Origin of the sequence: Pseudomonas sp. ML2-2023-3 (assembly GCF_037055275.1) — a bacterium.
Classification (GTDB): domain Bacteria; phylum Pseudomonadota; class Gammaproteobacteria; order Pseudomonadales; family Pseudomonadaceae; genus Aquipseudomonas.
The window spans coordinates 1,538,998-1,550,674 of sequence record NZ_CP146343.1; the positions used below are offsets into that span (position 1 = coordinate 1,538,998).

Annotated in this window: 6 protein-coding genes; 4 read left to right on the forward strand and 2 right to left on the reverse strand. The window is 60.6% G+C overall.

The window, feature by feature from the left end:
* Positions 1–49: 49 nt before the first annotated feature.
* Genes ptsP through V6P94_RS07130 form a run of 3 tightly spaced genes read left to right on the forward strand, consistent with a single transcriptional unit; the run spans position 50 to position 5,603 of the window.
* Positions 50–2,911 carry a phosphoenolpyruvate--protein phosphotransferase gene (gene ptsP / locus V6P94_RS07120; protein ID WP_338649163.1) on the forward strand — a complete coding sequence of 954 codons (2,862 nt, stop codon included), beginning with the start codon at positions 50–52 and terminating at the stop codon, positions 2,909–2,911.
* Positions 2,911–3,852 (forward strand): 1-phosphofructokinase, encoded by a 942-nt coding sequence (pfkB, locus tag V6P94_RS07125; RefSeq protein WP_338649164.1) that lies wholly within the window; start codon positions 2,911–2,913, stop codon positions 3,850–3,852. Before ptsP ends, pfkB begins: the two co-directional genes overlap by 1 nt.
* 11 nt (positions 3,853–3,863) lie before the next feature.
* Positions 3,864–5,603 carry a PTS fructose-like transporter subunit IIB gene (locus V6P94_RS07130; RefSeq protein ID WP_326398505.1) on the forward strand — a complete coding sequence of 580 codons (1,740 nt, stop codon included), beginning with the start codon at positions 3,864–3,866 and terminating at the stop codon, positions 5,601–5,603.
* A gap of 138 nt (positions 5,604–5,741) precedes the next feature.
* Here the strand turns inward: V6P94_RS07130 and V6P94_RS07135 are convergent, their stop codons facing one another.
* Together V6P94_RS07135 and V6P94_RS07140 are read right to left on the reverse strand one after the other, a co-directional pair.
* Entirely contained in the window at positions 5,742–8,276 is a 2,535-nt protein-coding gene (locus V6P94_RS07135) for a sulfite reductase flavoprotein subunit alpha (RefSeq protein ID WP_338649165.1), read from the reverse strand.
* A gap of 192 nt (positions 8,277–8,468) precedes the next feature.
* The gene (locus tag V6P94_RS07140) at positions 8,469–10,778 is read right to left on the reverse strand and encodes a TonB-dependent siderophore receptor (RefSeq protein WP_338649166.1); all 2,310 of its coding nucleotides are present in this window, start codon (positions 10,776–10,778) and stop codon (positions 8,469–8,471) included.
* A 217-nt stretch (positions 10,779–10,995) separates the two neighbouring features.
* Here V6P94_RS07140 and V6P94_RS07145 point away from each other — a divergent pair, with 217 nt between their 5' ends.
* Positions 10,996–11,676, forward strand: a complete 681-nt coding sequence (locus V6P94_RS07145) for a Fe2+-dependent dioxygenase (protein ID WP_133078554.1) — start codon at positions 10,996–10,998, stop codon at positions 11,674–11,676.
* Position 11,677 lies beyond the last annotated feature (1 nt).

Sequence of the window (11,677 nt, forward strand, 5' to 3'; positions counted from 1 at the left end):
TTAATTCAAAACAATACCGGGTGCCATAGAGCGCCGGAAAGGAGAACGCATGCTCGAGCTCACCATAGAGCAGATTTCCATGGGCCAGACGGCTGTGGACAAGTCTGCGGCGTTGCAATTACTCGCCGATAAACTGGTTGCCGATGGCTTGGTGGCTGAAGGTTATCTGAGCGGCTTGCAAGCGCGTGAGTCTCAAGGTTCGACCTTTTTGGGCCAGGGTATCGCCATCCCCCATGGCACGCCTGAAACCCGCGACCTGGTGTTCACCACGGGGGTGCGTTTATTGCAGTTCCCCGAGGGTGTGGATTGGGGCGATGGGCAAATGGTGTACCTGGCGATTGGCATTGCGGCCAAGTCCGACGAGCACCTGCGCTTGCTGCAACTGTTGACCCGGGCCCTGGGCGAGACCGATCTGGGCGAAGCCCTGCGTCGCGCGAGCTCTGCCGAAGCCTTGCTCAAATTGCTCCAGGGCGCTCCCCAGGAACTGGCGCTGGATGCCCAGATGATTGGCCTGGGTGTGTCCGCGGATGACTTCGAAGAGCTGGTATGGCGCGGCGCACGCCTGTTGCGCCAGGCCGATTGCGTGAGCAATGGCTTTGCCGCCGTACTGCAACAAGTTGATGCGCTACCCCTGGGCGATGGCCTGTGGTGGCTGCACAGCGAGCAGACGGTCAAGCGTCCGGGGCTGGCGTTTGTAACGCCGGACAAACCGATGCGCTACCTGGGCCAGCCGCTGAGCGGTCTGTTTTGCCTGGCAAGCCTGGGCGAAGCCCATCAGGCATTGCTGGAGCGCCTGTGCGCGTTGCTGATTGCCGGTCGCGGTCACGAATTGGGCCGGGCCACCAGCCGTCGTGCGGTGCTCGAAGTGCTGGGCGCAGAGTCGCCGGCTGACTGGCCGAGCGCCCGTATTACCTTGGCCAACGCCCACGGTTTGCATGCGCGCCCGGCCAAGGTTCTCGCGCAACTGGCGAAAAGCTTTGAAGGTGAAATCCGCGTCAGGATCGTTGACGGGCAGGACTCGGCAGTTTCAGCCAAGAGCCTGAGCAAGTTGCTCAGCCTCGGTGCCCGTCGCGGCCAGGTGCTGGAATTTGTTGCCGAGCCGAGCATTGCCAATGACGCATTGCCCGCGCTGTTGGCGGCTGTCGAAGGCGGTCTGGGCGAAGAAGTCGAGCCGCTGCCGATCCTGGTCGAAGCAGCCCCGAGCGTGGCCGAAATTGCCACGCTGATCACCGCTCCGGTTGCCGGTAGCGTGGTGCAGGCCATCGCCGCCTCGCCCGGCATTGCCATTGGCCCGGCCCATATCCAAGTGTTGCAAACCTTCGACTACCCGCTGCGTGGCGAGTCGTCAGCGGTTGAGCGCGAGCGCCTGAAAAAAGCCTTGAACGAAGTGCGTCAGGACATTGAAGGCCTGATTTCGCGCAGTCAGTCCAAGGCCATTAGCGAAATTTTCATCACTCACCAAGAAATGCTCGACGACCCGGAACTGACTGACGAAGTCGATTCGCGCCTCAAGCAGGGCGAAAGTGCCGAAGCGGCCTGGATGTCCGTGATCGAAGCCGCTGCACACCAGCAAGAGTCCTTGCAGGATGCACTGCTGGCTGAGCGGGCGGCCGATCTGCGGGATATCGGTCGCCGCGTCCTGGCTCAGTTGTGTGGCGTGCAAACCCCGGCCGAACCTGACCAGCCCTATGTGCTGGTGATGGATGAAGTGGGCCCGTCGGACGTGGCGCGTCTTGATCCGGCACGGGTAGCGGGTATTTTGACCGCCCGCGGTGGCGCGACTGCGCACAGCGCCATTGTCGCTCGTGCACTGGGTATTCCGGCGCTGGTGGGGGCAGGCGAAGCCGTGTTGTTACTGGCGCCGGGCACTCAGCTGTTAATCGATGGCCAGCGCGGTCGCCTGCACGTTTCACCGGATGCCGACGCCTTGCAGCGTGCCACCCAGGAACGCGACAGCCGCGAACAGCGCTTGCTGGCCGCTTTTGCTCAGCGCCACGAACTGGCCGTGACCCAGGATGGCCGCCCGGTTGAAGTGTTTGCCAATATCGGCGAAAGCAAAGGCGTCGCCAGTGCCGTGGAGCAGGGCGCCGAGGGCATTGGCCTGTTGCGCACCGAGCTGATTTTCATGGCCCACTCCCAGGCGCCGGACGAGGCCACTCAGGAAGCTGAGTACCGCCGCGTACTGGATGGCCTGGACGGACGGCCCCTGGTGGTTCGTACTTTGGACGTGGGTGGCGACAAGCCGCTGCCGTACTGGCCGATCGAGAAAGAAGAAAACCCGTTTCTGGGTGTTCGCGGTATTCGTCTTACCCTGCAACGTCCGCACGTCATGGAAAGCCAGTTGCGCGCTTTGCTGCGCTCGGCAGACAACCGCCCGCTGCGCATCATGTTTCCGATGGTGGGCAGCGTGGCCGAATGGCGGGCTGCTCGCGACATGACCGAGCGTCTGCGGCTGGAAATTCCGGTGGCCGATTTGCAACTGGGGATCATGATCGAAGTGCCGTCCGCCGCCTTGCTGGCACCTGTGCTGGCCAAGGAAGTGGATTTTTTCAGCGTCGGCACTAACGACCTGACCCAGTACACCCTGGCCATCGACCGTGGTCACCCGACCCTGTCGGCTCAGGCAGACGGCCTGCATCCGGCGGTGCTGCAACTGATCGACATCACCGTCCGTGCCGCCCATGCCCACGGCAAATGGGTTGGCGTGTGCGGCGAACTGGCCGCTGATCCGCTGGCGGTGCCCGTACTGGTTGGTCTGGGCGTGGATGAGCTGAGCGTTTCGGCGCGCAGCATCCCTGAAGTCAAGGCGCGGGTGCGGGAGTTGAGCATGGATCGCCTCAAAACCCTGGCCGCCCAGGCCTTGAGCGTTGGCAGTCCGGATGAAGTTCGTGCATTGGTGGAGGCGCTCTAATGGCCAGCATTCTGACCATCACCCTCAACCCGGCACTGGACTTGACCGTGCGCCTGGGGCATCTGGCGCCGGGCGAGGTCAATCGCAGCCCGATGATGCTGACCCATGCCGCGGGCAAGGGCATCAACGTCGCGCAAGTGCTGGCGGATCTGGGCCACACACTGACGGTGAGCGGCTTTTTGGGCGAAGACAATGCGCAAGCATTCGATGCGTTGTTCAAGCGCCGTGGCTTTGTCGACGGGTTTGTCCGCGTGCCCGGTGAAACCCGCAGCAATATCAAACTCGCCGAAGACGATGGCCGCGTGACCGACCTGAACGGGCTTGGGCCGCAGGTCAGCCCGCAGGCGCAGCAAGCTTTGCTCGACATACTCGATCGAATTGCACCCGGCCATGATGCAGTGGTGGTGGCCGGTAGTTTGCCCCAGGGCGTGAGCCCGCAGTGGCTGCATGATCTGGTGCTGCGCTTGAAGGCGCTTGGTTTGAACGTGATTCTGGACACCAGTGGCCAGGCCTTGAAAGAAGGCTTGGCAGCGGGGCCCTGGTTGATCAAGCCCAATACCGAAGAACTCAGTGATGCCTTGGGCAGCGATATCAGCAGCCTTGAGGCCCAGATCGAAGCGGCCACTCGTTTGCAGGCGCTGGGTATTGAACACGTGGTTATTTCCCACGGTGCTGACGGTGTGAACTGGTTCAGCCGCGCCGGGGCCTTGCAGGCATTGCCGCCCAAGGTCAGCGTAGCCAGCACGGTGGGGGCAGGCGACTCGTTGCTCGCGGGCATGGTCCACGGTTTGCTCAGCGGGCACAGCCCCGAACAGACCTTGCGAACCGCCACGGCCATTGCGGCGATGGCAGTCACTCAAATCGGTTTTGGTATCAGCGATGCGGCGCACCTGGCGACGCTCGAAAGCGGCGTTCGCGTTCGCCCCCTGACAAAAGAATAAGAGGGATACACATGAAATTAGCCATTGTGACGGGCTGCCCCAACGGCATGGTGACCAGCGTGCTATGCGCCCGATTGCTCGATGCCGCCGCGCAGCGCCAGGGCTGGAGCACCAGCGTTGAAGTGCATGATCCCAAGCACCCGGAACGCCAATTGTCGGCGGCCACCCTCGACGAAGCCGAGTGGGTTTTGCTGGTCAGCAGTACACCGCTGGACATGCAGCGTTTTATTGGCAAACGGGTATTTCAGAGCACCCCGGCCCAGGCCCTGCAGGATGTAGAGGCCGTGTTGCTGCGCGGGATCAAAGAGGCGCAAATCTACACGTCGCCTGCGCCATCCTCGGCCCCGGTCGAGAGCGAGAAGCGCGCACCTAAAATCGTCGCCGTCACGGCATGCCCGACCGGCGTTGCCCACACGTTCATGGCGGCCGAAGCCTTGCAGCAGGCGGCCAAGCGATTGGGCTACGAACTGCAGGTAGAAACCCAGGGCTCGGTCGGTGCGCGCAATCCGTTGAGCGCCGAGGCCATCCGGGACGCCGATGTGGTGCTGTTGGCGGCAGATATCGAAGTGCCTGCCGAGCGCTTTGCCGGCAAAAAGATTTACCGCTGCGGCACCGGCATTGCCCTCAAACAAGCCGAAGCCACCCTGAACAAGGCATTGGCCGAAGGCCAGCAAGAGAGCGCCGCGACGGGCGGCTCAGCACCGGCCAAGCAAGAAAAAACCGGGGTCTACAAACATTTGCTGACCGGCGTGTCGTTCATGCTGCCGATGGTGGTGGCGGGCGGTCTGCTGATCGCGTTGTCCTTCGTGTTTGGCATCTCTGCCTATAAAGAGCCCGGCACGCTGGCGGCAGCCCTGATGCAAATCGGTGGTGACGCTGCGTTCAAACTGATGGTGCCGCTGCTGGCGGGTTACATCGCCTACTCGATTGCCGACCGTCCGGGCCTGGCGCCGGGGATGATTGGCGGTCTGTTGGCGAGCACGCTGGGTGCCGGGTTTATCGGCGGGATCATTGCCGGGTTTATCGCGGGCTATTGCGCCAAGGCGATCAATCGCTATCTGCAATTGCCGCAAAGCCTGGAAGCCTTGAAGCCGATTCTGATCATCCCGTTGTTCGCCAGCCTGTTTACCGGCCTGGTGATGATCTACGTGGTGGGCAAGCCGGTTGCCGGGATGCTCGAGGGCCTCACCCACTTCCTCGACAGCATGGGCACCACCAACGCCATTCTGTTGGGTGTGTTGCTGGGCGGGATGATGTGTGTCGACCTTGGCGGGCCTATCAACAAGGCGGCGTATGCGTTTTCGGTCGGGCTGCTGGCTTCCCAGAGTTATGCACCGATGGCGGCCACGATGGCGGCGGGCATGGTGCCGCCGATCGGGCTGGGCATTGCGACCTTCCTGGCGCGGCGCAAGTTCGCTCAAACCGAGCGTGAGGCGGGCAAAGCGGCGCTGGTGCTGGGGCTGTGCTTTATTTCTGAAGGTGCGATCCCGTTTGCTGCCAAAGACCCGCTGCGGGTTATTCCGGCGAGCATCCTGGGTGGCGCGTTGACGGGCGCATTGTCGATGTACTTCGGCTGCAAGCTGATGGCACCGCACGGCGGCTTGTTCGTGCTGCTGATCCCGAATGCGATCAACCATGCGCTGCTGTACTTGCTGGCGATTGTGGCGGGCAGCCTGTTGACTGCGGTGGTGTATGCGGTGATCAAGCGGCCGGAGCCGGTGGAAATGGCGCTGGAGACAGCCAAGGCGTAGTTGCCCGGTAGCCAATACCTTGTGGGAGCGGGCTTGCTCGCGATGCACTTGATGCAGTTGATCTGATTCACCGCATTGAGCCTTTCGCGAGCAAGCCCGCTCCCACAGGAGTCGGGCTAGTAACCCGAGAGAAAACCTCTAGTACACATCGCGGCGATAGCGCCCCTGCTCGATCAGCAACTCCACCGCTTCAGCCCCCAGCATGTCGATCAGTGCCTGGTCCACACCCGCGGCCATCCCCTGCAAACTGCCGCAGATATAAATAGCGGCACCGTCTGCCAGCCATTGACGCACTTCATCACCCGACTCACGCAAGCGATCCTGCACGTAGACCTTCTGTGCCTGATCCCGCGAGAATGCCAGATCCAGGCGTGCCAGATCACCGCTGGCCAGCCAGCCTTGCAGTTCATCGCGGCAATAAAAGTCGTGCTCGGCGTTACGCTCGCCAAAGAACAACCAATTGCGCTGCTGTCCTTGGGCGATCCGTGCCTTGAGCAAGCTGCGCAGCCCTGCCAGACCGGTGCCATTACCGAGCAGAATCAGCGGCACGGGTTCGGCGGGCAGATGAAAACCGCTGTTGCGCCGCACACGCAGGCTGATCGCCGAGCCGATGGCGGCATGTTCCGTCAGCCAGCCCGAACCAATCCCCAGACTGCCATCGGCATGCCGCTCCTGACGCACGATCAATTGCAATGACCCATCCTCGGGGATCGAGGCAATGGAGTATTCGCGCATGTTCAGCGGGACTAATGCGTCGACCAGCGCCTGGGCGTGCATGCCCACCAGGTGAGCGCGATTGTCCGGCAGTTGGCGGCCGCCCAGTGCCTGGGCCAGGGTTTCTTGCAGGCCGTCGAGTTGCACCGGGGAGTTGGCCGAAAGACCCAGGCCGTCAAGGAAGTGCTCGACGGCCCACGTGGACTGCCTTGGCATGACTTCAACCAAATCACCGGCCTGCCAGGAGGCGTTCCCATCGGGTGGGGTGAGCGCCAGCAGATAAACCCCCGAACCGCTGCTGCCGGGGTTGAGCAGTTCGCGGTGATCAAGGCTCCAGTTGTTGTAGCTCGGTGCCTGCCAGTTGGCGCTCGGCGCGCCGCCGGTGAGCTGGCTGAGCTGTTGCTGCCACTGATGAAGCGCCTCGGCATCACCGCTGTCGACCTGCACCGGGCTAAACAACGCTTGGGCCCCACGCTCGCTCAGCCATTGCTGGACCCGGGTGGCAAAACCACAAAAGTGCGGGTATTGGCGGTCGCCCAGCGCGAGCACGGAATACTTGAGCGTGTTCAGCCCCAGAGGCTGGCCGAGGATTTTGCGTTCAAAACCACGGGCGCTGTCGGGCGCTTCCCCATCGCCAAAGGTGCTGACCACAAACAGAGCGTTGCTCGCCTGTTGCAAGTCGTCTTCGTTGAGCGCCCCCAAGGGCTGAACCCGCACTGGCAGACCGGCCGCCTGCAGTTGTCCGGCAGTCTGCCAGGCCAATTGCTCGGCAAAGCCGCTTTGGCTGGCAAAGCCGATCAGCCATGACGGCGCATCGTTGCTGACCGCGGCAAACCCCTGGCGTGCCTGTTTGATCTGACGCTTTTTACGGCGACGGTCCAGGTACAACAACCAGCCGGTAATAAAGAACAGCGGCATGGTCAGGCTGGCGATGGTCACCAGAATTCGACCGGTCAGGCCCCAGTAGCTGCCCACATGGAGGGCGTAAATGCTGCTGAGCAATTGTGCCTTGTAGCTTTTGGCTTCAAAGCGATCGTGTTTCTTCACCGCGCCGGTGGCGGGGTCGAGCGTGATCTGGTTGAACGCACGCTCGTGGGGCGAGCTGTTGAGCAGGTAGAACACCGTGGCGGGTTGTCCTGCCACTGGCGGCATGCGCACGTTGTAGGTGCTCAGGTCCGGTCCCGCGGCTTTCTGAATACTGGCCCAGATGGCGTCGTAGTCGGCCACCGGAGCCGGCCCCGCAGGCCCTGGTTGGCCGCGGCCGCCTTTGCGTTGCTGGCTGTTGGGGGTGTCGGAAAACAGCTTTTGCAGGCCCTTGTTGTACCACTCGTAAGACCATGACAAACCGGTCAGGGCCGCCAGCAGGTAAAAGATCATGCACCAGGTGCCTGCGACCGCGTGCAGGTCCCAGTTAAAGCTGCGACCTTTTTTCGCCCAGTCCAGCGTCAACCAGGCACGCCAGTTCAGCGCTTTGCGCGGCCAACGCAAGTACAGCCCCGACAGGCAGAAGAAAATCAGCATCAGGGTACAGGCGCCGGTGATCTGGCGACCGGTTTGGCCCATGGCCAGAAAACGGTGCAGTTGCAGCATCAGGTCGAAAAAGCCCTGGCCGTTGGCCTCACCCTGATAGGTGCCGGTATAGGGGTCGACATAGCGCATCTGGCCACGCCGCTCGCCCGGTGGCGGGGTAAAGAAGATTCGCGCAGCAGTGCCGCTGTCCACGCCCACCCACAGCATTGAAACCTGCTTGCCTTCAGTGGCCTCGACCCTGCGCACCAGCTCGGCGGGTGGCAGCACGCCGCTGTCGAGTTTTTCGACCTTGAGTACCGAAGGGTTGAGCAAGTTCAGCAACTCGTCCTGGAACGACACCGTGGCGCCGGTTATCCCCATCAAGGCCAGAACCAGCCCTGCGGTGATCCCGAAAAACCAGTGCAGCTGAAAAAGTGTTTTCTTAAACACGACGACCGCCTTGCTTGCTCAATTGAATGTTTCAAGACTTGTAGCCGCTGACGAGGCACGAGGCTGCGATGGGCTGCGCAGCAGCCCCCATCGGTGGTCCTGCGGCCCGCATCGCAGCCTCGTGCCTCGTCAGCGGCTACACAAAAGCCCCGACCATTGGATGGGCGGGGCTCTGTACAGCTCAACTTCGAATTAGAAGTGCAAGCTGGTGGTCAACAAGGCTGTACGGCCCGCCGCCTGATTGGCGAAGTGAGTCGAGAATGCTTTGTCGTAGTAGGTCTTGTCTGTCAGGTTTTGCACGTTCAGTTGCAGGTCGATATTTTTGGTCAGCTTGTAGCTGGCCATTGCGTCGTAGCGGGTGTAGGACGGCACATACGTCGAGTTAGCAACGTTGCCGAAGACGTCATCCACGTAGAACGCACCGCCACCGACAGTCAGCTTTGGCGTAATTGCATAGGTAGTCCACAGGCTTGCGCTGTTTCGTGGCGTGTTAGGCAATTTGTTGCCATCGGTGGCCTTGTTCAGAGGGCCGCCATCCTGCTGCTTGCCGTCCAGGTAGCTGTAACCTGCGAAGACTTGCCATTTGTCAGTGATTTTACCGGTAGCAGAAAGCTCAATCCCGTCGACGCGGGTTTTACCGGCGTTTTCGTAGGTGGTGGCATCTGTTTGTACGCGGGTGTTTTCTTTTTCGGTACGGAAGATCGCAGCTGCCAGGGACAGGCGGTCGTTGAGTACATCCCACTTGGTACCGATTTCGTAGTTGGTGGTTTCTTCCGGCTCCATGTCGCTGGCCAGCAGTCTGCCGGTGCGATCTGTAGTACCAGGCAGCGTATTGGTTTCGTTACCGTCACCCAGCATCGAACCCGGAGGTGTCGCCGAGGTAGCGTAGGACACATAGATGCTGCCGTTAGGCCGTACTTTCCACACCAGACCCAACTGGCCAGAGAAGAAGTCGCTGGTGTCGGAGCCTTTGGCAGTCGTTGCGCCAGCACCGGTGTACGTCTTGTACTTGGTGTCGAAATGGTCGTAACGCAGGCCCATGTTCAGCAACCATTCCGGAGTCAGCTCCAGAGTGTCCATGACATAAATGGCGCGAGTGGTACTGGCGGTATCGGTACCCGCGTAGTTGCGTGAGATCGAGCCGCTCCACGGATCATCCGGGTTCGGGTTGCCCAGGGAGGTACAGTTCCAGCCGCTTGGTGCGCCGATCATGCCAGGTGTGCAGTTGGTACTGGAGCCAGCGCTGCCCGGGGTGGTATCGGTGTTAACGTTATAGGACGACTTGCTGCTGGTTTCGCGGCTGAGTTCGATACCGGTGGAGTAGCTGTTTTTGAACCCTGCGATGTACACATCACCAAACAGGTCGGTCTGGTTGGTCGTGGTCGCGGTGTTGCTGACGCGAGTATTTGCACGACGCCACACGCTGCCATTGTTGACGTTGCCTTTACTGTCATCCGGCTGGGTCAGGATGTAGTCCTGCATGGAGTTGCCGTGGCGCAGGGTGTTCTTGATGTGCAGGTCGTCACTGAAATCATGCTCAAACGCAAAAGTCGTGATATCAGCGCGGGTTTTGCGGAAGTCGCGGTCAGTCAGGCCGTAGAAGTTGCTGCTGTCGCCGCCGTTGTTCGGTTTATCCGGGCTGGCAGCCGTGTGGGTATTGCCAACGGAATAACCGTAAGGAATGCCCGAATCCGGCAGGTCGTTACTTTCCATGTGGTAGTAGTCGACGTTGAAGCGGGTATCGGTGCCCAGACCAAAGGCCAGGGAAGGCGCAATACCCCAGCGGTCGTAATTGACCTTGTCGCGACCGGCCACGTTGCTTTCATGGCTCATCAGGTTAAGACGGCCTGCAACGGTGTCGCTGAACTGATAGTTGCCATCCATTGTGTAGCGTTGGGTCTGATCCGAACCCCAGGTCCAGCCGCCATCAATGGAGTTACCCAGGTGGGCTTTTTTACTCACCATGTTGATGGTGCCGCCCGCTGCGCCGCGACCACCGAAGGCCGAATTCGGGCCTTTGGCAACTTCAATGTTTTCTACGGCGAAGATCTCGCGGCTTTGCGCACCCGTGTCACGCACGCCATCCAGATAGGTGTCGCCCTGAGCGTCAAACCCGCGGATAAATGGACGGTCGCCCTGTGGGTTGCCGCCTTCGCCTGCGCCGAAAGTAATGCCCGGCACGGTGCGCAATGCGTCCTGCAGCGAGGTGGCTGCGGTGTCTTTGATCAGTTGCTGCGGAATGATGGTGATCGAGCGGGGGGTGTCGATCAGCGGCGCGGTGTACTTGGACGAGCTGGCTTTCTCGACTTGATAAGACTGCTCGGTCTGTTCGCCAGTAACGGTAGTCGCGCCAAGGGAAATACTGTTGCCCTGTGCCTTGCTCTCAGTGCTTTCAGCGGCCTGAGCCATATGGGCTGCAGAGCTCGCAGTGATAGCAACACCGATGGCCGAAGCCAGCAAGCGTGGTGAGCTGACGGGTATTTTTAATTGTTGGCGCGACATTTTAAGATCCCTTCCCCCAGAATTTGAGCCGCGAAATATATGGCAAACAATTCTGACTATCAATTGAGAGGCATTACTATTAGCGCTAAATTTACAATCTTTACAAATTGCCTTTACGGTTTTTTCACACTCGTTCGTCTACAGGGGCGCAACAGGGTTTTACACATTCAATAAGAATCAATACCATTGCCATCCCTTTGCTATCAGGTGCTGCGTAATGTTGCTGCATATCCCCGGCTTGTTCTCCCGTGAAGAGGTGCAGCGCATCCGTGAGGCGCTGCAGCAGACTGAATGGGCTGACGGCAAAATCACTGCCGGCTTTCAATCCGCCAAGGCCAAGCACAATCTGCAACTGCCCGAAGACCATCCGTTAGCCAAGGAAATTGGTGCAGCGATGATGGACCGGCTCTGGAAAAATCCGCTGTTCATGTCGGCAGCGTTACCGCACAAAGTCTTTCCGCCCTTGGTGAACTGCTACACCGGGGGCGGCAGCTTCGACTTTCATATCGACAATGCTGTGCGTCAGCCCAGAGGCAGCCCCGAGCGGGTACGCACGGATCTGTCGGCCACCTTGTTTTTTAGCGATCCCGAAGACTATGACGGCGGTGAACTGGTGATTCAGGACACCTACGGTGTGCAGCAAGTCAAACTGCCTGCTGGCGATATGGTGCTGTACCCCGGCACCAGCTTGCACAAGGTCAATGCGGTTACTCGGGGAGCGCGCTTTGCATCGTTTTTCTGGACCCAAAGCCTGGTGCGTGAAGACAGCCAGCGCACCTTGCTGTTTGAAATGGATGGCGCGATCCAGCAACTGACCCGCGACGTACCCGATCATCCCTCCCTCATCCAGCTCACAGGCACCTATCACAACCTGTTGCGCCGCTGGGCCGAGGTCTAGC

Coding starts and splice junctions, on each gene's coding strand:
- V6P94_RS07145 (WP_133078554.1), top strand. CDS start 10,996: ATGTTGCTGCATATCCCCGGCTTGTTCTCCCGTGAAGAGGTGCAGCGC.
- ptsP (WP_338649163.1), top strand. CDS start 50: ATGCTCGAGCTCACCATAGAGCAGATTTCCATGGGCCAGACGGCTGTG.
- pfkB (WP_338649164.1), top strand. CDS start 2,911: ATGGCCAGCATTCTGACCATCACCCTCAACCCGGCACTGGACTTGACC.
- V6P94_RS07130 (WP_326398505.1), top strand. CDS start 3,864: ATGAAATTAGCCATTGTGACGGGCTGCCCCAACGGCATGGTGACCAGC.
- V6P94_RS07140 (WP_338649166.1), bottom strand. CDS start 10,778: ATGTCGCGCCAACAATTAAAAATACCCGTCAGCTCACCACGCTTGCTG.